The 17,091-nt window shown below is 71.2% G+C and carries 25 protein-coding genes; 1 reads left to right on the forward strand and 24 read right to left on the reverse strand.

Annotated features, from left to right (window positions below; translation table 11 throughout):
• Positions 1–103: 103 nt before the first annotated feature.
• From K3554_RS14780 to rplO, 14 genes are all read right to left on the reverse strand, one after another.
• Positions 104–817, reverse strand: a complete 714-nt coding sequence (locus K3554_RS14780; RefSeq protein WP_259941602.1) for an ATP12 family chaperone protein — start codon at positions 815–817, stop codon at positions 104–106.
• Positions 814–1,476, reverse strand: a complete 663-nt coding sequence (locus tag K3554_RS14785; RefSeq protein WP_259941606.1) for an HAD hydrolase-like protein — start codon at positions 1,474–1,476, stop codon at positions 814–816. The genes K3554_RS14780 and K3554_RS14785 overlap by 4 nt, the downstream gene beginning before the upstream one ends.
• The gene (locus K3554_RS14790) at positions 1,469–2,500 is read right to left on the reverse strand and encodes an RluA family pseudouridine synthase (RefSeq protein WP_259941608.1); all 1,032 of its coding nucleotides are present in this window, start codon (positions 2,498–2,500) and stop codon (positions 1,469–1,471) included. Before K3554_RS14790 ends, K3554_RS14785 begins: the two co-directional genes overlap by 8 nt.
• The gene (locus K3554_RS14795) at positions 2,497–2,862 is read right to left on the reverse strand and encodes a CrcB family protein (RefSeq protein ID WP_259941611.1); all 366 of its coding nucleotides are present in this window, start codon (positions 2,860–2,862) and stop codon (positions 2,497–2,499) included. Before K3554_RS14795 ends, K3554_RS14790 begins: the two co-directional genes overlap by 4 nt.
• A gap of 232 nt (positions 2,863–3,094) precedes the next feature.
• Entirely contained in the window at positions 3,095–4,414 is a 1,320-nt protein-coding gene (locus K3554_RS14800) for a replication-associated recombination protein A (RefSeq protein WP_259941613.1), read from the reverse strand.
• Between the two features lie 72 nt (positions 4,415–4,486).
• On the reverse strand, positions 4,487–5,074 hold the full coding sequence (locus K3554_RS14805) for an acyl-homoserine-lactone synthase (protein ID WP_259941615.1): 588 nt from the start codon (positions 5,072–5,074) through the stop codon (positions 4,487–4,489).
• A 69-nt stretch (positions 5,075–5,143) separates the two neighbouring features.
• A complete protein-coding gene (locus tag K3554_RS14810; protein ID WP_259941616.1) occupies positions 5,144–5,740 on the reverse strand; it encodes an autoinducer binding domain-containing protein in 597 nt (198 codons plus the stop codon).
• A 236-nt stretch (positions 5,741–5,976) separates the two neighbouring features.
• Positions 5,977–6,399, reverse strand: coding sequence for a 50S ribosomal protein L17 (rplQ, locus tag K3554_RS14815; RefSeq protein WP_259941618.1), 423 nt, complete (start codon positions 6,397–6,399; stop codon positions 5,977–5,979).
• A 132-nt stretch (positions 6,400–6,531) separates the two neighbouring features.
• On the reverse strand, positions 6,532–7,548 hold the full coding sequence (locus tag K3554_RS14820; RefSeq protein ID WP_259941620.1) for a DNA-directed RNA polymerase subunit alpha: 1,017 nt from the start codon (positions 7,546–7,548) through the stop codon (positions 6,532–6,534).
• Between the two features lie 115 nt (positions 7,549–7,663).
• Entirely contained in the window at positions 7,664–8,059 is a 396-nt protein-coding gene (gene rpsK / locus K3554_RS14825) for a 30S ribosomal protein S11 (RefSeq protein ID WP_259941621.1), read from the reverse strand.
• Positions 8,060–8,068: 9 nt separating this feature from the next.
• Positions 8,069–8,437 carry a 30S ribosomal protein S13 gene (rpsM, locus tag K3554_RS14830; RefSeq protein WP_259941622.1) on the reverse strand — a complete coding sequence of 123 codons (369 nt, stop codon included), beginning with the start codon at positions 8,435–8,437 and terminating at the stop codon, positions 8,069–8,071.
• Positions 8,438–8,603: 166 nt separating this feature from the next.
• Positions 8,604–9,260 carry an adenylate kinase gene (locus K3554_RS14835; protein WP_259941625.1) on the reverse strand — a complete coding sequence of 219 codons (657 nt, stop codon included), beginning with the start codon at positions 9,258–9,260 and terminating at the stop codon, positions 8,604–8,606.
• Positions 9,257–10,618, reverse strand: coding sequence for a preprotein translocase subunit SecY (gene secY / locus K3554_RS14840; RefSeq protein WP_259941628.1), 1,362 nt, complete (start codon positions 10,616–10,618; stop codon positions 9,257–9,259). The genes K3554_RS14835 and secY overlap by 4 nt, the downstream gene beginning before the upstream one ends.
• Positions 10,619–10,740: 122 nt before the next feature.
• A complete protein-coding gene (gene rplO, locus K3554_RS14845) occupies positions 10,741–11,229 on the reverse strand; it encodes a 50S ribosomal protein L15 (RefSeq protein ID WP_409197322.1) in 489 nt (162 codons plus the stop codon).
• Positions 11,230–11,385: 156 nt separating this feature from the next.
• On the opposite strand from rplO, the gene K3554_RS14850 reads away from it, so the two are divergent.
• Complete coding sequence (locus K3554_RS14850; protein ID WP_259941631.1) at positions 11,386–12,066, forward strand: VWA domain-containing protein; 681 nt, start codon at positions 11,386–11,388, stop codon at positions 12,064–12,066.
• Here K3554_RS14850 and K3554_RS14855 read toward each other — a convergent pair.
• From K3554_RS14855 to rplN, 10 genes are all read right to left on the reverse strand, one after another.
• Positions 12,063–13,157, reverse strand: coding sequence for a sensor histidine kinase (locus K3554_RS14855; RefSeq protein ID WP_259941634.1), 1,095 nt, complete (start codon positions 13,155–13,157; stop codon positions 12,063–12,065). The two genes, K3554_RS14850 and K3554_RS14855, sit on opposite strands and share 4 nt — an antisense overlap.
• Before the next feature lie 136 nt (positions 13,158–13,293).
• A complete protein-coding gene (rpmD, locus tag K3554_RS14860) occupies positions 13,294–13,479 on the reverse strand; it encodes a 50S ribosomal protein L30 (protein ID WP_259941635.1) in 186 nt (61 codons plus the stop codon).
• A gap of 3 nt (positions 13,480–13,482) precedes the next feature.
• Positions 13,483–14,073 (reverse strand): 30S ribosomal protein S5, encoded by a 591-nt coding sequence (gene rpsE / locus K3554_RS14865; RefSeq protein WP_259941637.1) that lies wholly within the window; start codon positions 14,071–14,073, stop codon positions 13,483–13,485.
• Positions 14,074–14,184: 111 nt separating this feature from the next.
• On the reverse strand, positions 14,185–14,544 hold the full coding sequence (gene rplR, locus K3554_RS14870; RefSeq protein WP_259941639.1) for a 50S ribosomal protein L18: 360 nt from the start codon (positions 14,542–14,544) through the stop codon (positions 14,185–14,187).
• Positions 14,545–14,555: 11 nt separating this feature from the next.
• A complete protein-coding gene (gene rplF, locus K3554_RS14875; RefSeq protein WP_259941642.1) occupies positions 14,556–15,089 on the reverse strand; it encodes a 50S ribosomal protein L6 in 534 nt (177 codons plus the stop codon).
• 10 nt (positions 15,090–15,099) lie between these two features.
• The gene (gene rpsH / locus K3554_RS14880; RefSeq protein WP_259941644.1) at positions 15,100–15,492 is read right to left on the reverse strand and encodes a 30S ribosomal protein S8; all 393 of its coding nucleotides are present in this window, start codon (positions 15,490–15,492) and stop codon (positions 15,100–15,102) included.
• 12 nt (positions 15,493–15,504) lie between these two features.
• The gene (gene rpsN, locus K3554_RS14885) at positions 15,505–15,810 is read right to left on the reverse strand and encodes a 30S ribosomal protein S14 (RefSeq protein ID WP_259941646.1); all 306 of its coding nucleotides are present in this window, start codon (positions 15,808–15,810) and stop codon (positions 15,505–15,507) included.
• 11 nt (positions 15,811–15,821) lie between these two features.
• Positions 15,822–16,385 carry a 50S ribosomal protein L5 gene (gene rplE / locus K3554_RS14890; RefSeq protein ID WP_259941648.1) on the reverse strand — a complete coding sequence of 188 codons (564 nt, stop codon included), beginning with the start codon at positions 16,383–16,385 and terminating at the stop codon, positions 15,822–15,824.
• Positions 16,385–16,690, reverse strand: coding sequence for a 50S ribosomal protein L24 (rplX, locus tag K3554_RS14895; protein WP_259941649.1), 306 nt, complete (start codon positions 16,688–16,690; stop codon positions 16,385–16,387). The genes rplE and rplX overlap by 1 nt, the downstream gene beginning before the upstream one ends.
• Positions 16,690–17,058 carry a 50S ribosomal protein L14 gene (rplN, locus tag K3554_RS14900; protein WP_007118848.1) on the reverse strand — a complete coding sequence of 123 codons (369 nt, stop codon included), beginning with the start codon at positions 17,056–17,058 and terminating at the stop codon, positions 16,690–16,692. The genes rplX and rplN overlap by 1 nt, the downstream gene beginning before the upstream one ends.
• Positions 17,059–17,091: the final 33 nt, after the last annotated feature.

Raw genomic sequence — 17,091 nt, forward strand, 5'->3', positions numbered from 1 at the left:
AGGGATGAACGGGGGGAACGGGCCAAAGCCTTCCCCCGCCGACGGGAAACGGCGCGCCGATTGACGCGGCGGAACCCCCGCGGCGCGGGGAATCACCCGAGCCTCAGGACGCGCGCAGCAGCTCCAGGAAGCGGTCCGCCTGCAGGAACGCGGCGCGCTTGAGGGCCACGCGCTCGGCCTCCTCCTCGTCCGCGCCCCACTGCTCGGCCTGCCACTCCTCGTCGACCCGCCCGAGCGGCCAGACCGCCTCGGCGGGGCGCGCGCCCTCGATCGCGGCGAGCCCGAGCACGAGGCTGCCCGACAGCGTCACGAACTCGCTCAGCGCGGTCAGCTCCCACGCGGAATAGCGGTGCACCTGCGCGCGCAGGGCCTCGATCGCGTTGGCGGGCTGCGCCACCGGCATCACGCCGCGCGTCACCACCAGCCGCGCGCCGAGGCGCTCCGCCGCCCAGTCGAGCATCGGATCCCAGGCCTCGGCCTGCCGCTCCACCAGCGCCGCGGGCGCCTCGGCCCGGTAGCACAGGAGGTCGGAGCCGCCGTAGCCCGCCAGCTCGTCCGCCACCGCCCCGTGCTGCGGCGCGACCTTGTCCATCGCCGCGTTGGCAGCGCGCGTCAGCGGCATCGTCAGGGGCGCGATCACCTCGCCCTGTGCCTGCCACTCCGCGGCGATCCCCGCGGCCAGCGCCTCCGAGGGCACCACCAGCTCGGACTTCAGCGGCGAGCGCACGGGCCGCCCGTCGAGGCGCACCGCGTGGCCGCCCTCGACCCGCTCCACGCCGGCCGCGGTCCAGAACCGGCGCGCCTTCCACTCGCTCACCGGCCGGCCTCGACGATCATCGCGGCCAGCGCGTCGAAGTCCGCGGCCACGGCCCGCGCGCCGGCCGCCTGCAGCACCGCGGCGTCGTGGTAGCCCCAGCCCACGCCGAAGGGCCGCACCTTGGCCGCGCGCGCCATCTCCATGTCGTAGGAGGTGTCGCCCGCCACCACCGCCCGCCCGCGCGCGACGCCGGTGTCGGCCAGCGCCCGGCGCACCGCGGAGGGGTGCGGCTTCGAGGGGTGGATGTCGCCGCACTGGATCGAGCGGAAGCGCCCGCGCAGCCCGTGCCCGTCGAGCAGGCGGTGCACGCCGGCCTCCGTGCGGCTGGTGGCCAGCGCCACCCCCACGCCCGCCTCGTCCATTTGGTCCAGGAACGCCCCCACGCCCTCGCGCAGCGGCGCCAGACCGCCCAGCTCGTCGGCGCCCTCGCGGTAGCGCAGGCGGAACTCGCCCGTGGCCTCGTCCCACTCCTCCTCGGAGCCCGAGGGCATCAGAGCCTCGACCATGCGCGGCACCGACAGCCCGATCAGCACCTTCACGCTGCGCGCCGCCGGCGCGGGCCGGCCCACGTGGCGCAGCGCGCCGCACATCGCCGCGTGGATCACCCCGAGGCTGTCGACCAGCGTGCCGTCGACGTCCAGTATCGCAAGCTCAGTCATCGGCGTCCTCGAACGGATCGGCGGGCACGTCCTCGGCCCGCCACCCCAGCATATCCCATGTGCGCGCCATATGTTCCGGCAACGGCGCCGTGAGGTGCAGCCGCCGCCCCGTCGCGGGGTGCGTCAGCGACAGGTGGCGGGCGTGGAGGTGCAGCTTGCGGCTGATCTCGCCGCCCAGCATCGCGCCCCAGCCGTCGCCCAGGTTCTCCTGCCCGCGGCCGCCGTACTTGCCGTCGCCCACGATGGGGTGGCCCATCTCCGCCATGTGGACGCGAAGCTGGTGCGTGCGCCCCGTGACGGGCACCAGCGCCACCCAGGCGGCGCGCCCCCCCAGATCGTCCAGCACCGCGTAGTCCGAGGTGGCGCGCTTGGCGCCCTCGGTCGCGTCCACCTCGCGGGGGTGGACCGCGCGCATCCGCTCGTCGGAGCCGCCCGCCTTGACCAGCCCGAAGCGCACCGTGCCCATGCGGGGGCTCGGCGTGCCGGCTACCACGGCCCAGTAGATCTTGCGCGTCTCGCGGGTGCGGAACGCCTCGGCGAGCGAAGCCGCCGTGCGCCGGTCGCGCGCCAGCAGCAGCAGCCCCGAGGTGTCCTTGTCGAGCCGGTGCACGAGGCGCGGCGGGTCCTCGCGGCTCCCCTGCAGGGCCGCGGCCATGCCGTCCACGTGCCGCGCCTGCCCCGAGCCGCCCTGCACGGCCAGGCCCGCGGGCTTGTTGAGCGCGATCACGTGGTCGTCCTCGTAGACCACCAGCGAGCGCATCAGCTCCACGTCGCGCTCCGCCAGCCGCGGGCGCGGCTTGCGGTCCGCATCGGGGGCGTCCGGCAGGGGCGGCACGCGCACCTGCTGCCCGTCCTCGACGCGGGTGTTGGCCTTGCAGCGGCCCCCGTCCACGCGCAGCTCGCCGCGGCGGCACATCTTCTCGATCGCGCCCTGCGTCAGCTTCGGGAAGCGGCGCTTCAGCCACCGGTCCAGCCGCTGCCCGCCCTCGCCGTCGCGTACGGGCACCGTCAGCACCCCGCTCATGCCGCCGACCTCGCGAGCGCGACGCCCGAGGCCAGCGCGCCGATCGACAGCGCCACCGAGAGCGCCACGTATAGCGCCGCCTGCCCCGCCTCGCCCCGCTCCCAGAGCGTCCAGGCCTCCAGCGAGAAGGCCGAGAAGGTGGTGAAGCCCCCCAGCACCCCGGTCATCAGCAGCGGCTGCCACGCGGCGAGCCCCCGCTGCCCCAGCCACACGACCGCGAGGCCCATGAGGAACGAGCCGAGGACGTTGGCCGCGAGCACGGCGACCGGGAAGCCGGGCCGGAGGAGGGCGAGGCCGAGCTGGAAGCGCAGCGCGGCGCCGACGGCGCCGCCGAGGGCGACCTGGAGGGTTGGAGCGAGCATGGGGCGCCAAATCTGCCCCTGCCCCGCCCGTGTCAACCGGGGGGCGGGCGCCGGCCCCGCCCGCGCGCCCGGCGTCCCGGCATCGGCCCGCCCCCCCCCCGGACCGGCGCCCCGGCGTATGCACGGGGGGTGTACGGGGGGTGCACGGGGGGCACCCCCCTCCCCGGCCCGTCCCGGCGCGGCGGGGTTTCGCATGCGAAACCCGGCCGAGCCGGCGCAAGTGCCTGATCCGTCATCCCTTCCCGCGCTTCGCCCGCTGCTCCACGAACCAGTCCAGCCGCCGCCCCAGCTCCCGCTCGAAGCCCCGATCCACGGGAATGTAGTAGACGGGCCGCTTCATGCCCTCGGGAAAGTAGTTCTGCCCCGAGAAGCCTTCGGCCGCGTCGTGGTCGTAGGCGTAGCCGTCGCCGTAGCCCTCGTCCTTCATCAGCCGCGTGGGCGCGTTCAGGATGTGCTTGGGCGGCGGCTCGGAGCCGGTGGCGACCGCGCCCTTCAGCGCCGACTTGTAGGCGGCGTACCCGGCGTTCGACTTGGGCGCGAGCGCGAGGTAGACCACCGCGTTCGCGATCGCCAGCTCGCCCTCGGGGCTGCCCAGCCGCTCGAACGTCTCCCAGGCCTGCAGGCAGATGCCCTGCGCCTGCGGGTCCGCGAGCCCGATGTCCTCGACGGCCATCCGGGTCACGCGCCGCGCGAGGTAGCGCGGGTCCTCGCCGCCCCGGAGCATCCGGGCCAGCCAGTAGAGGGCCGCGTCCGGGTCCGAGCCGCGCACCGACTTGTGGAGCGCGGAGATGAGGTTGAAGTGCTGGTCGCCCGACTTGTCGTACTGCGCCGCCCGCCGCTGCAGCCGCTCGGCCAGCGCGGTGCGGTCGAGGGGATCGCGCTCGCGCCACGCGGCGACCTGCTCGACGAGGTTCAGGAGCGCGCGGCCGTCGCCGTCGGCCATCTCCTGCAGCGCCTCGCGGGCCGGGCCGTCCAGCGGCAGGCGCCGGCCCATCGCCTTCTCGGCCCGCTGGCAGAGCAGCTCCATGTCGCGCAACGTGAGGCGGCGCAGGGTCAGCACCTGCACCCGGCTCATGAGCGCGGCGTTCAACTCGAACGAGGGGTTCTCCGTGGTGGCGCCCACCAGCGTGACGGTGCCGTCCTCGAGGTGCGGCAGGAAGCCGTCCTGCTGCGCCTTGTTGAAGCGGTGGATCTCGTCGACGAAGAGCAGCGTGCCGGCCCCGTTGGCGCGGCGGTTGCGCGCGGTCTCGAACACCTGCCGCAGCTCGGCCACGCCCGAGAAGATCGCCGAGATCTGCACGAAGTGCAGGCCCACGCGCTGCGCGAGCAGCCGCGCGATCGTGGTCTTGCCTACGCCCGGCGGCCCCCAGAACACCAGCGAGGGCAGGTGCCCGCGCAGCATCACGGTCAGCGCGCCGTCGGGGCCGAGCAGGTGCGACTGCCCCACCACCTCCTCGAGCGTGGCGGGCCTAAGGCGGTCCGCGAGGGGCGCGTCGGCGCCGGGCGCATCCCCGGTCTCGCCGGGGGACATCTTGTCGAACAGATCGGCCATTTCCACCATATATGGTGGAGGCGACGCCGCGGAAAGCCCGCAGCGCCGCCCCGCCCCGACGGCCCGGGCCGGTCAGTGCATCTTGGTCTGCATGGAGATGGTGACGCAGACGCTCTCGCCCCCGTCCATCGCCATCACCCGGCCCGCGGGGCGGCAGTCCAGCCCCACGCGCCGGGCGAGGCGCGGCGAGGCGGCGGGGATCAGCCCGATCACCTCGGAGGCGCCCAGCTCGCGCGCCGAGCGCACCATCTCGCCGATCAGCTGCATCTGCACGCGCATCCGCAGGTTCGCCGGCACGTCGTTGCACACGAAGACCCGGCTCGACTCCCAGATGTGCGGCGCGACCGGGGCCTCGCCGAACAGGAGGTCCTCGGGGATGTCGGGCAGCAGGCCCATCTGCGCGTCGCGGATCATGTAGCTGTAGATGCCGCAGCGGTGCACCGTGGGCGTGAGGCGCACGCCCGCGAGGATGCGGCCGAACTCGTGCACGGCCACCCACCGGCTGGCGGGGGTGTCGTACTGGTCGAACTCCATGCCGCCCGCCTCGGGCAGGGCCCAGCGGGCCTCCTGGATAAAGGTGCGGTGCCGCGCGCGCAGCAGATCCGCGAAGAGCGAGCCGTGGCTGTGAAGGTTGTCGAACGAGAGCGTGGTCGTCTGCATGGCAATATCCTCTCTTGCCTGGTGATCTGGTGAGCACCCGGAGCCGGTCCGTCTCGCGATGGAAGGAGGTCAGAGGAGCCTGTATTCCCTCGCCGTCCTCAGGGCCTCGTCCGAGGTCCGGGTTCCGAGCCGGGCGCGGGCGTCGGCGAGCCGAGCCTCGAACGCCTCGGGATCCATGCCGCGCGGGCCGCCCTGCTCGCCCAGGAGGCGCAGCGCCTCGAGCGCGCCGGGGGGCAGCGCGGGAGGCACCTCCACGGTCTCGTGGAGCGCGCGCGCGAGGTGCCCGATCTCGTCCAGCTCCTCGGCGGTGTGCTCGCGGTCGGACCGCGCCGTGCCGAGCACGGAGCGCGCGGTGACGCGCCCGACGGCGGCGACCGCGCCGAAGACCAGCCCGTGCGCCTGCGCCTCGGCGAAGATGCCGAAGGGGTCGGGCAGGCCGATCTCGGACCAGCGGATCACGCCGGTGTTGCCGACGCCCCAGAACACGATCGGGTCGCGCCGCGCGTAGCCGCGCGCGGCGTAGCGGTCCATCCAGGCCTGCGGGTAGGTGCTGCGAAGGTAGAGCGGCGTGCCGAAGCGGATGCGCAGGCCCGCGGTGTATCCGGCCGGCGCGAGCGCATGGAGCTCGGCGAGCAGTCGGTCCATCTGCTGGCGGTTCTCGGACATGCGGTCTCGGCCTGCTCGGGCGATGGGATCGGCGCGGTCGGATCAACTCTGCGTTGCGCCGAATACACCGGGGACTGGTTAACAGTTAATGAACGGGCGGCGCTTCGGGTCCAACCCCTTGTCGATCATGCAGGTTTGCACCGGGGTTTGCGCCCGTGCCTGCGCCGGTGCGGAACGCGAAAGGCCCCGCCGGGATCGGCGGGGCCTCGCGGTGGCGTGGATCGGGTGCGGACGGATCAGTCCTCGAGGACGGCGTCCTCGGCCTCGAGGCGGGCCCGGTCGCCGGCGCCCTTGGCGTCGACGTCGCGGTCCACGAACTCGATGATCGCCATGGGGGCCATGTCGCCGTAGCGGAAGCCGGCCTTCAGGACGCGCACGTAGCCGCCCTGGCGGTCCGCGTAGCGGGGCCCGAGCACGTCCATCAGCTTGGCGACGGCGGCGTCGTCGTGAAGGCGCGAGGCCAGCAGGCGGCGGGCGTGGACGTCGCCGCGGCGGGCGAGCGTGATCATCTTCTCGACGATCGGACGCAGCTCCTTGGCCTTGGGCAGCGTGGTCTTGATCTGTTCGTGCACGATGAGCGAGCCGGCCATGTTCTTGAACATGGACTTGCGGTGCTCGTGGGTGCGGTTGAGGCGGCGGTATCCGCGGGCGTGGCGCATGGGGGTTCTCCGTCTTGTGCTTTGTCCGGGGTCCCCTGCGTGGCGGGACCCTCACCTTGGGGCGTCATGCCCGGTCGTTCCCCGCCATCGCGGGCATTGGCCGCGCCCCCCGCAGGGGGGGGGCGCAGGAGCTCAGAAGTTGTCCTCGAACTTCTTGGCCAGGTCCTCGATGTTGTCGGGCGGCCAGTCGACGATGTCCATGCCGAGGTGCAGGCCCATGCCCGAGAGCACTTCCTTGATCTCGTTCAGGGACTTGCGGCCGAAGTTCGGCGTGCGCAGCATCTCGGCCTCGGTCTTCTGGATGAGGTCGCCGATGTAGACGATGTTGTCGTTCTTCAGGCAGTTGGCCGAACGCACCGACAGCTCCAGCTCGTCCACCTTCTTGAGGAGGAGCGGGTTGAACTCGAGGTCGTCGGCATCATCCCCGGAGCGGGCGGCCTCGGGCTCGTCGAAGTTCACGAACACCTGCAGCTGGTCCTGGAGGATGCGCGCGGCATAGGCCACGGCGTCGTCCGGGCTCACCGAGCCGTCGGTCTCCACCTTCATGGTCAGCTTGTCGTAGTCCAGCACCTGGCCCTCGCGGGTGGGCTGCACCTCGTAGGAGACCTTCTTGACCGGCGAGTAGATCGCGTCGATCGGGATCAGGCCGATGGGCGCGTCCTCGGGCTTGTTCTTGTCGGCGGCGACGTAGCCTTTGCCGATCGAGACGGTCAGCTCCATGTAGAGGTCGGCGCCGTCGTCGAGGTGGCAGATCACGTGGTCGCGGTTGAGCACCTCGATGCCCGACGACTCCGAGATGTCGCCGGCGGTGACGACCATCGGGCCCTTGGCCTGGACGGTGAGGCGCTTGGGCCCCTCCACTTCCATCTTCAGGGCCACGCCCTTGAGGTTAAGCACGATGTCGGTGACGTCCTCGCGCACGCCCGAGACGGACGAGAACTCGTGGAGCACGTTGTCGATCTGCACGGAGGTGATCGCGGCGCCCTGGAGCGACGAGAGCAGCACGCGGCGCAGGGCGTTGCCGAGGGTGAGGCCGAAGCCGCGCTCGAGGGGCTCGGCCACGACGGTGGCCTGGCGGGCCGGGTTGTTGCCGGGGCGGACGTCAAGCTGCGTCGGCTTGATCAGTTCCTGCCAATTCTTGTGGATCATGCCCTGTCCCTCCATTCCTGTTCCGTGCGGGGCGGCGCGCGGAACGCTCGAGGTAGTGTCAAACGGCGGCACGGGGCCGCACGGTGGCGGCCCCGGTTCGGTCGTGGGTGGCGGATCAGACCCGGCGACGCTTGGGCGGGCGGACGCCGTTGTGCGCGATCGGGGTCACGTCGCGGATCGCGGAGATCTGCAGGCCGAGGGCGGCGAGGGCGCGCAGGGCGCTCTCGCGGCCCGAGCCGGGGCCCTGGACCTCGACCTCGACCGACTTCATGCCGTGCTCCTGGGCCTTCTTGCCGGCGTCCTCGGCGGCCATCTGGGCGGCGTAGGGCGTCGACTTGCGCGAGCCCTTGAAGCCCATCGTGCCGGCGGAGGACCACGCGATCGCGTTGCCCTGGACGTCGGAGATCAGGATCTTGGTGTTGTTGAACGACGAGTTCACATGCGCCACCCCGGTGGCGATGTTCTTGCGTTCCTTGCGCTTGGGCGCGCCGCGGCGGGTGTCACGAGCCATGATGCGTCCTTACTTCTTCTTGCCGGCGATGGCCTTGGCAGGCCCTTTGCGCGTGCGCGCGTTGGTGTGCGTGCGCTGGCCGCGCACCGGAAGGTTCCGGCGATGGCGCAGGCCGCGGTAGCAACCGAGGTCCATCAGGCGCTTGATGTTCATCTGCGTCTCGCGGCGCAGGTCGCCCTCGACCTGGAAGTTCGCGTCGATGTGCTCGCGGATCTGCAGGACCTCCTGGTCCGACAGCTCGTTGACGCGGCGGGTCTGGTCGACGCCCACGGCCTCGCAGATCTGCTTGGCCGAGGAGGGGCCGATGCCCGTGATATAGGTGAGCGCGACGGGAACGCGTTTACCCGTCGGGATGTTGACGCCAGCGATACGTGCCAAGAGTGTCCGTCCTGTTCGTTGCGGGCCCGTGATGCCAGGCCCTTTTTTCACAACCGCGCCCGCGCGGGGGCGGGGGCGAAAAGAGATCGGCCGGGAACCTCGCGATTCCCGGCGGTGGGGTCACCTATGAGGCTTTCCGTGGAGGGTCAAGGCCCCCCGGGGGCTGTCAAGACTTGTCTTCCAGCACGCCCGCGATAGCCTGCGCGACCGCGTCGATCTCGCCCAGCCCGTCCACCGTCCGCAGGCTGCCCTTGCAGTGGTAGTAGCCGATCAGCGGCGAGGTCTTCTTGTAGTATTCCATGAGCCGCGTGGTCAGCGCCTCTGCGGTGTCGTCGGCCCGACGCTTGAACTCGGTGCCGCCGCAGTTCGAGCAGCGCCCGTCCGCGGGGATCGGGCGCGTCACGTCGTTGTAGACCTCGCCGCAGCTGCCGCAGGTCGAGCGGGCCACGATGCGCTCCACGAGGGCGCGGTCGTCGACGCGCATCTCCACGGCCGCGTCCAGCCCCACGCCGTGGCGATCGAGTAGGTCGCCCAGGGCGTCGGCCTGGGCGAGCGTGCGCGGGAAGCCGTCGAAGATGAAGCCGCCGCCCTGCCCGGCCTCGCCGGCGAGCTGCTCCTCGATCAGGCCGATCACGATCTCGTCGGTCACCAACTCGCCCGCGTCCATGATCGCGGCCACGCGCGCGCCCATCTCGGTGCCCGAGGTGCGGGCCGCCCGGAGCATGTCGCCGGTGGAGAGCTGCGTCATCCCCCGCTCGTCCACCAGGCGGCGCGCCTGCGTTCCCTTACCCGCGCCGGGCGGTCCAAGCAGAATGATGTTCATCGACGAGCGGTCCCCTTCTTTCGTGCGCCCCGGCGCTTACCACGAAGCTGCGATTTCTCGATCAGACCTTCGTACTGGTGCGCGAGCAGATGGGACTGCACCTGCTGGATGGTGTCCATCCCCACCGACACGATGATCAGGATCGAGGTGCCGCCGAAGTAGGCCGTGATCGCCAGCTCGTTGCGCACCACCTCGGGGATCAGCACCACCAGCGCGAGGTAGCCGGAGCCGAGGACCAGGATGCGGTTCACCACGTATTCCAGGTAGTCGGCCGTGCGCTTGCCGGGCCGGATGCCGGGGATGAACCCGTTCTGGTTCTTGAGGTTGTCCGCCACGTCGTCCGTCTTGAACGACACGTTGTGCGTGTAGAAGTAGGTGAAGAAGATCACCATGCCCGCGAAGAACAGCAGGTACAGCGGCTGGCCCGGGCCGAAGTAGGCCAGGATCGTCGCCATCACCGGGCCGGTCTCGGAGCCCGAGAAGGTGGCGATGGTGGTGGGCAGCAAGAGCAACGACGAGGCGAAGATCGCCGGGATCACGCCCGCCGGGTTCACCTTGATCGGCAGGTGCGAAGAGCCGCCGTCGTAGACCTTCATCCCCACCTGCCGGCGCGGGTACTGGATGTGGATTTTGCGCAGGCTGCGCTCCATGAACACCACGAAGATCAGCGTGGCGATCAGCATCAGCGTGACGCCCAGGATCACGGCCGTCGAGAGCGCGCCGGTGCGGCCCGATTCGAAGAACTGCGCGAGCGCGCCGGGAAGCTCGGCGACGATGCCCACGAAGATGATCAGCGAGATGCCGTTGCCGATGCCGCGGGCGGTGATCTGCTCGCCCAGCCACATCAGGAACATGGTGCCGCCGACCAGCGTGATCACGCAGGCGGCGCGGAAGAACCAGCCCGGATCGGACGCCAGGCCGCCCGACTCCAGGGATACGGCGAGGCCGTAGGCCTGCAGGGTCGCCAGCGCCACGGTGCCGTAGCGGGTGTACTGGTTGATCTTCTTGCGGCCCTGCTCGCCCTCCTTCTTAAGCTGCTCGAGCTGCGGCACCATGGCCGTCATGAGCTGCACGATGATGGAGGCAGAGATGTAGGGCATGATGCCCAGGGCGAAGACGCCCATGCGGCCGATGGCGCCGCCGGTGAAGACGTTGAGCACGCCCCCGAGGCCCGCGGCGGCCTGCTCCACGAAGTCGCGCAGGGCGACCGTGTCGATGCCGGGCACGGGAATGTAGGTGCCGATGCGGTAGATGATCAGCAGGCCGATCGTGAACAGGATGCGGGCGCGCAGCTCCTTGGCCTTGCCGAAGGCGCCCCAGCTCATGTTCGCGGCCATCTGTTCTGCGGCGGATGCCATGGATGGCCCCCTCTGATGTGCGCGCGCCGCCCGGAAGGACCCGGACGGCGCGCGGAAAACCCGGGTTTAGGTATGCGGCGCGCGGGCGCGCCACAACCGCAAACGGCGCGAGCCGCCTCGGCTCATTCGGCGGTCGCCGCCTCGGCGCGCTCGGGCGCGGTGACGGTGAGCGAGCCGCCGGCCCCCTCGACCGCCTCGCGGGCGCCCTTGGAGGCCCCGGTGACGGTGATCGTGGCGGCGCCGGTCAGCGCGCCCTTGCCCAGCACGCGGATGCCGTCGAGCTTGCGGCGCACGAGGCCCGAGGCCACGAGTGCGTCTTCGGTGACGTTGGCCGCGTCCAGCTTGCCGGCATCGATGAACTCCTGGATCTTGCCCAGGTTGACCACGGCGTAGGCCTTGCGGTTCGGCTTGTTGAAGCCGCGCTTGGGCAGGCGCTGGTAGAGCGGCATCTGGCCACCCTCGTAGCCCTTGATGGCGACGCCGGAGCGGGACTTCTGGCCCTTGATGCCGCGCCCGCCGGTCTTGCCGAGGCCGGAGCCGGGGCCGCGGCCGCGGCGCTTGGGGGCGTGGGTGGCGCCGGGATTGTCGCGCAGGTCGTTGAGACGGATCATGTTCGCTTCTCCTGTGGCCGGACGCGGTCCCCGAAGCGAATGGACCGGACGCGGCATGGGTGTGGTGCGCCCCCCGACGGGGGACCGCGCGGCCCTACACGCGCCGCGCGCCCCGTGCAAGGTTGATCCCCGCGCCGCCCCGCGCGAACGTGGCCCATGCGCCGCCTCGTCCTCGCCGCCCTCGCCGCCGCCCTGCCCGCGCGGGCGCAGGACTGCGCGACGGATGCGATGGTGGTGTTCGACGGCTCCGCCTCGATGGGCGAGATCACCATGGAGACGGGGGCGAACACGCGCATCAAGGAGGCGCGGCGCGCCATGGCCGAGGTCATGGCCGACGTGGAGCGGGTGCGCCGCATCGGCCTGTTCGTCTACGGCCCCGGCGGCGCGGACAGCTGCGGCGGCGTGAGCCTGCGCTTCGCCCCCCTGCCCCGCGCCGCGGCGCGCATGGGCGCGGAGCTGGAGGCGCTGGTCCCCGCCGGGCTGACGCCGCTCGCGGCGGCCGTGGAGGCGGCGGCCGAGGCGATGGACCACCGCCGCGCGCCGGCCATCGTGGTGCTGGTGACCGACGGCAACGAGACCTGTGGCGGGCGCCCCTGCGCGCTCGCGGACCGGCTGGCCGCCGAGGCGGCGGACCTCACGGTCCACGTGATCGGCTTCCGCGCGGCGCGCGACTTCTTCGCCTGGGACAACCCCGACCAGCAGCGCTACGCGGGCGACACGGTGGCGAAGTGCCTGTCGGACCGGACGGGCGGGCTGTTCGTCGGCGCCGAGACGGTGGAAGAGCTCTCGGACGCCCTGCGCCGCACCCTCGGCTGCCTCGTGATCGGGCGCCTCTAGGCGGCGGGCAGCACCACGGCGAGCGTGGTGCCCCCGGAGCCGGTGCGCATCTCGACCTTGGTGCCCAGCTCCATCGCGGTCGCCTCGATCACCGTCATTCCGAGGCCCGTGGTCCGCGCTTCGTCGCCCATGCCCGCGCCGTCGTCCTCGACCGCGAGGGTCCAGCGGCCGGCGGGCATGGGGCGCAGGCTCACGGTGATGCGGCCGCCGCCGTCCCGGAAGGCGTGCTTGAAGGCGTTGCTCACCGCCTCGTTCACGAACGCGCCGACGGAGCCCGCCACGCGCGACGGCACCGGAAGCCTGCGCCCCGGCAGCGCGGGCGCGACGGCGATGCCCGGCGGGGCGACGCGGGCGAGGTGCTCGGTGAATCGGCGGAGATAGGCGTCGAGGTCGATGTTGCCCTCGCCGCCCGAGCGGTAGAGCTCCTCGTGCACCATCGACACGGCGGCGATGCGCTGCTCGACCTCCGACAGCGCGAAGCGGGTCGGGTTGCCCTTGGGCAGCGTGCGGGCCTTGAGGCGCGTGTAGGCGCCCACCGTGGCGAGCGAGTTCTTGACCCGGTGATCGACCTCGGCCCGCAGCGTGTCCGCCAGCTTGAGCTGCCGCCGCAGGTCGAGCTGCGCCATGACGTGACGGGCGAGCACCCGCAGCGCCTCGCGCTGGTGGTCCGACAGGCGGCGCGGCTCCACGTCGAGCACGCAGAGCGTGCCGATCGCGACGCCGTCCGCGGTGCGCAGCGGGGCACCGGCGTAGAAGCGCACCATCGGCCCCTCGTGGACCAGCGGGTTGTCCCGCGTGCGCGGATCGGCGGCGAGGTCGGGGATCTCCACCACGCCGTCGGCGGTGATCGCGTGCTGGCAGAACGAGTCGCCCGCCGGCATCTCGCGGAAGCCCGCGCCGATCTCGGCCACGAACCACTGCCGGTCGGTGTCGAGCAGCGTGACGAGCGCGACGGGCGTCTCGCAGATCGCGCCGGCGAGCCGGGCGATGTCGTCGAACTCCTTCTCGCGCGGGGCGTCCATCATCTCGTAGCGCTGGATCGCGAGCGAGCGGCGTTCGGCGAGGGATGGGGAGAGGGTGTCGGCCGTCATGGTGCCCCGAAGCCCACCGATCGGGGCCGTTGTCGAGTGATATCGGATGACCGCGCGCGCCATGCCCCCGAACGAGCGACGCCCCGGCCAGATACGGCCGGGGCGTCGATGTCGTTCGTCCATGGGGGCGGCAAGGTCAGCCGCGCTCCTCGACGATCTCCACGAGGTGCGGGATCTTGTTGATCATGCCGCGTACGGAGGGGGTGTCCTCCAGCTCGCGCACACGGTGCATCTTGTTGAGCCCCAGCCCGATGAGGGTGGCGCGCTGCTCGGCGGGCCGGCGGATCGGCGAGCCGACCTGCTTGACGAGAATCGTTGCCATGGATCAGGCCTCCTCGACCACGGGGGCCTGCTCGCCGTCGACCTTCGGGCCCAGCTCCTTGGGCAGGATGTCGGCGACCTTCTTGCCCCGGCGCTGCGCGACCGAACGCGGCGACTGCTCCTTGCGGAGGCCGTCGAGCGTGGCGCGGATCATGTTGTAGGGGTTCTGCGAGCCCATCGACTTGGCGACCACGTCCTTGATGCCCAGCATCTCGAACACGGCGCGCATCGGGCCGCCGGCGATGATTCCGGTGCCCTCGGGGGCGGTGCGCATGATGACCTTGCCGGCGCCGTGGCGGCCGTCGATGTCGTGGTGCAGCGTGCGGCCGTCCTTCAGGGGCACGCGCATCATCTGGCGCTTGGCCTGCTCGGTGGCCTTGCGGATGGCCTCGGGGACCTCCTTGGCCTTGCCCTTGCCGAAGCCGACGCGACCCTTCTGGTCGCCCACGACGACGAGCGCGGCGAAACCGAAGCGCTTGCCGCCCTTCACGGTCTTGGACACGCGGTTGATGGCGACCAGGCGGTCGGCGAATTCCGGGTTCTCGTCGCGGTCGCGGCCTCGGCCCCGTCCGCGGTTGTCGTCACGTCCTGCCATGCGGCATCTCCTCGTGTCGGGCGGGTGGTCCCCGCCCCGTCTGTGTCAGCCCAGGTGCCCCGCGCGGGGGCCCGGACCATCGAGGGGGCCGCGCGCGGCCCCCTGCCGGGTTCAGAACTTCAGGCCGCCCTCGCGGGCCGCCTCGGCCAGCGCCTTGACGCGGCCGTGGAACAGGAAGCCGCCGCGGTCGAAGAACACGTCCTCGACGCCGGCCGCCTTCGCGCGCTCGGCGATCGCGGCGCCCACCTTCGCGGCGGCCTCCACGTCGTTCTTGCCCACGATCCCGAGATCCTTCTCGAGCGACGAGGCCGAGACGAGCGTGCGCCCCTCGCGGTCGTCGATGAGCTGGGCCGAGATGTTCTTGTTCGAGCGGTGGACCGACAGGCGCGGACGCCCGGCGGCCAGCTTCTGCAGCTTGCTCCGGACGCGCATGCGGCGCTTCTGGAACAGCTCTCGCTTGGTGAGTGCCATGTGTCCGGTCCTTACTTCTTCTTGCCTTCCTTGCGGAAGATGTACTCGCCCTTGTAGCGGATGCCCTTGCCCTTGTAGGGCTCCGGCGCCCGCCACTTGCGGATCTCCGCGGCGACCTGGCCGACGCGCTGCTGGTCGATGCCCTCGACCGCGATCTCGGTGGGCTTGGCCGCCGTGATCGTGATGCCCTCGGGGATCGCGTACTCCACGTCGTGGGAGTAGCCGAGCGCCAGCTTCAGGGTGTTGCCCTGGACCTGCGCGCGGTAGCCCACGCCCTGGATCTCCAGCTCCTTCTTGAAGCCGGTCGTCACGCCCTGGACGAGGTTCGCGACCTGCGTGCGGCTCATGCCCCACTGCTGGCGCGCGCGCTTCGACTTGCCGCGGGGCTCGATGGTGACGGAGCCGTCCGCCACCACCACCGCCACGTCGTCGGTGGCCGTGAACGTGCGGGTGCCCTTGGGGCCCTTCACGCTGACCGTCTGGCCGCTGACCGAGGCCTCCACGCCGGAGGGCAGGTCGACGGGCTTCTTGCCGATACGAGACATGTGGCCCTCCTCAGAACACGGTGCAGAGCACCTCTCCGCCGACGTTGGCGGAGCGTGCGTTGCTGTCGGACATGACGCCGCGGGGGGTCGAGACGATGGAGACGCCGAGGCCCTGGCGGACCGACGGCACGTCCTTCGCGCTCATGTAGACGCGGCGGCCGGGCTTCGAGATGCGCTTGAGCTCGCGGATCACGGGCGCGCCCTCGTAGTACTTGAGCGAGATCTCGAGCTCCGGGTGACCGTTGCGGTCGGTGGTGTGCTCGTAGCCGCGGATGTAGCCTTCGGCCTGCATCACGTCGAGCACCCAGGCGCGGAGCTTGGAGGCCGGCGTGCGGACCGTGGACTTGCCGCGCATCGAGGAGTTGCGGATGCGGGTCAGCATGTCGCCGATGGGATCATTCATCGTGTGTCCTCCCTACCAGCTCGACTTGACCATGCCCGGGATCTGACCCTTCGAGGCCAGTTCGCGCAGCATGATGCGGCTGAGCTTCAGCTTGCGGTAGTAGCCGCGGGGGCGCCCCGTCAGCTGGCAGCGGTTGTTGAGGCGGGTCGCGCTCGAGTTGCGGGGCAGCTCGGCCAGCTTGAGGCGGGCCTTGAAGCGCTCCTCCATCGGGCGGGACTCATCGTCGGCGATCGCCTTCAGCGAAGCGCGCTTGTCGGCATATTGGGCGACCAGCTTCTCGCGCTTCCGCTGACGCTGGATCATGGATTCTTTTGCCATCTCTCTGATCCTCAGGCTTGGAACGGAAGGTTGAAGTGCTTGAGCAGCGCGCGGGCCTCGTCGTCGGTGCCCGCGGTCGTCACGAACGCGATGTCCATGCCCCAGACCTCGTCGACCTTGTCGAAGTTGATCTCCGGGAACACGATGTGCTCCTTGAGGCCCATGTTGTAGTTGCCGCGGCCGTCGAAGCCCTTGGGGCTGACGCCCCGGAAGTCGCGCACGCGCGGCAGGGCGATCGTCACGAGACGGTCGAGGAACTCGTACATGCGGTCGCCGCGCAGCGTGACCTTCGTGCCCAGCGGCATGCCCTCGCGGACCCGGAAGCCGGCGATCGACTTCTTGGCCTTCGTGATCACGGCGCGCTGGCCGGCGATCGTGGACAGGTCGTCCTGGGCCGACTTGGCCTTCTTGCTGTCGCGCACGGCCTCGGAGCCCGCGCCGATGTTCAGCACGATCTTCTCGAGACGCGGCACCTGCATCGCGTTCTTGTACCCGAACTCCTCCATCAGGGCCGGCTTCACGCGGTCCCGGTAGTCGGCCTTCAGGCGCGGGGTGTATTCGGCTTGGTCGAGCATCAGATCGCGTCCCCCGTGGTCTTGGCGTAGCGCACCTTCTTGCCGTCCTCATCGCGGAAGCCGACGCGGGTGGCCTTGCCGTTGGCGTCGACGAGCGCGAGGTTCGACAGGTCGATCGGCATCGCCTTGGGGATGCGGCCGCCCTGCGACGCCTGACTCTGGCGGGTGTGGCGGATGGCCATGTTGACCCCGTCCACCACGGCCTTGCCCGCCTTCGGGTCGACCGAGACGATCTCGCCGGTCTTGGTCCGGTCCTTGCCGGCGAGCACGACCACCGTGTCGCCCTTGCGGAGCTTCGCAGCCATCACAGCACCTCCGGCGCGAGCGAGATGATCTTCATGAAGTTCTTCGCGCGCAGCTCGCGGACGACGGGCCCGAAGATGCGGGTGCCGACCGGCTCGTTGTTGTTGTTGAGGATCACGGCGGCGTTGCGGTCGAAGCGGATGGCCGTGCCGTCGTCGCGGCGGACCTCCTTGGCGGTGCGCACGACCACGGCCTTGCGCACGTCGCCCTTCTTCACGCGGCCACGCGGAATGGCCTCCTTGACCGACACCACGATGATGTCGCCCACGGAGGCGTACTTCCGCTTGGATCCGCCCAGCACCTTGATGCACTGAACGCGGCGAGCGCCGCTGTTGTCAGCAACATCCAGGTTGGTCTGCATCTGGATCATTGGTTTCTCCCGACCTTTGGGGCGGCGATGCGA

Source organism: Jannaschia sp. W003, from assembly GCF_025144335.1.
Classification (GTDB): Bacteria; Pseudomonadota; Alphaproteobacteria; order Rhodobacterales; family Rhodobacteraceae; genus Jannaschia.

Coding starts and splice junctions, on each gene's coding strand:
- K3554_RS14850 (WP_259941631.1), top strand. CDS start 11,386: ATGCGCCGCCTCGTCCTCGCCGCCCTCGCCGCCGCCCTGCCCGCGCGG.
- rpmD (WP_259941635.1), bottom strand. CDS start 13,479: ATGGCAACGATTCTCGTCAAGCAGGTCGGCTCGCCGATCCGCCGGCCC.
- rplN (WP_007118848.1), bottom strand. CDS start 17,058: ATGATCCAGATGCAGACCAACCTGGATGTTGCTGACAACAGCGGCGCT.
- rplF (WP_259941642.1), bottom strand. CDS start 15,089: ATGTCTCGTATCGGCAAGAAGCCCGTCGACCTGCCCTCCGGCGTGGAG.
- K3554_RS14785 (WP_259941606.1), bottom strand. CDS start 1,476: ATGACTGAGCTTGCGATACTGGACGTCGACGGCACGCTGGTCGACAGC.
- secY (WP_259941628.1), bottom strand. CDS start 10,618: ATGGCATCCGCCGCAGAACAGATGGCCGCGAACATGAGCTGGGGCGCC.
- K3554_RS14805 (WP_259941615.1), bottom strand. CDS start 5,074: ATGCAGACGACCACGCTCTCGTTCGACAACCTTCACAGCCACGGCTCG.
- rplE (WP_259941648.1), bottom strand. CDS start 16,385: ATGCTCGACCAAGCCGAATACACCCCGCGCCTGAAGGCCGACTACCGG.
- K3554_RS14855 (WP_259941634.1), bottom strand. CDS start 13,157: ATGACGGCCGACACCCTCTCCCCATCCCTCGCCGAACGCCGCTCGCTC.
- rplR (WP_259941639.1), bottom strand. CDS start 14,544: ATGGCACTCACCAAGCGAGAGCTGTTCCAGAAGCGCCGCATGCGCGTC.
- K3554_RS14795 (WP_259941611.1), bottom strand. CDS start 2,862: ATGCTCGCTCCAACCCTCCAGGTCGCCCTCGGCGGCGCCGTCGGCGCC.
- rpsN (WP_259941646.1), bottom strand. CDS start 15,810: ATGGCAAAAGAATCCATGATCCAGCGTCAGCGGAAGCGCGAGAAGCTG.
- K3554_RS14820 (WP_259941620.1), bottom strand. CDS start 7,548: ATGATCCACAAGAATTGGCAGGAACTGATCAAGCCGACGCAGCTTGAC.
- K3554_RS14790 (WP_259941608.1), bottom strand. CDS start 2,500: ATGAGCGGGGTGCTGACGGTGCCCGTACGCGACGGCGAGGGCGGGCAG.
- rpsE (WP_259941637.1), bottom strand. CDS start 14,073: ATGGCAGGACGTGACGACAACCGCGGACGGGGCCGAGGCCGCGACCGC.
- K3554_RS14810 (WP_259941616.1), bottom strand. CDS start 5,740: ATGTCCGAGAACCGCCAGCAGATGGACCGACTGCTCGCCGAGCTCCAT.
- rplX (WP_259941649.1), bottom strand. CDS start 16,690: ATGGCTGCGAAGCTCCGCAAGGGCGACACGGTGGTCGTGCTCGCCGGC.
- rpsK (WP_259941621.1), bottom strand. CDS start 8,059: ATGGCTCGTGACACCCGCCGCGGCGCGCCCAAGCGCAAGGAACGCAAG.
- rplO (WP_409197322.1), bottom strand. CDS start 11,229: ATGATCCGTCTCAACGACCTGCGCGACAATCCCGGCGCCACCCACGCC.
- K3554_RS14835 (WP_259941625.1), bottom strand. CDS start 9,260: ATGAACATCATTCTGCTTGGACCGCCCGGCGCGGGTAAGGGAACGCAG.
- rplQ (WP_259941618.1), bottom strand. CDS start 6,399: ATGCGCCACGCCCGCGGATACCGCCGCCTCAACCGCACCCACGAGCAC.
- K3554_RS14800 (WP_259941613.1), bottom strand. CDS start 4,414: ATGGCCGATCTGTTCGACAAGATGTCCCCCGGCGAGACCGGGGATGCG.
- rpsH (WP_259941644.1), bottom strand. CDS start 15,492: ATGAATGATCCCATCGGCGACATGCTGACCCGCATCCGCAACTCCTCG.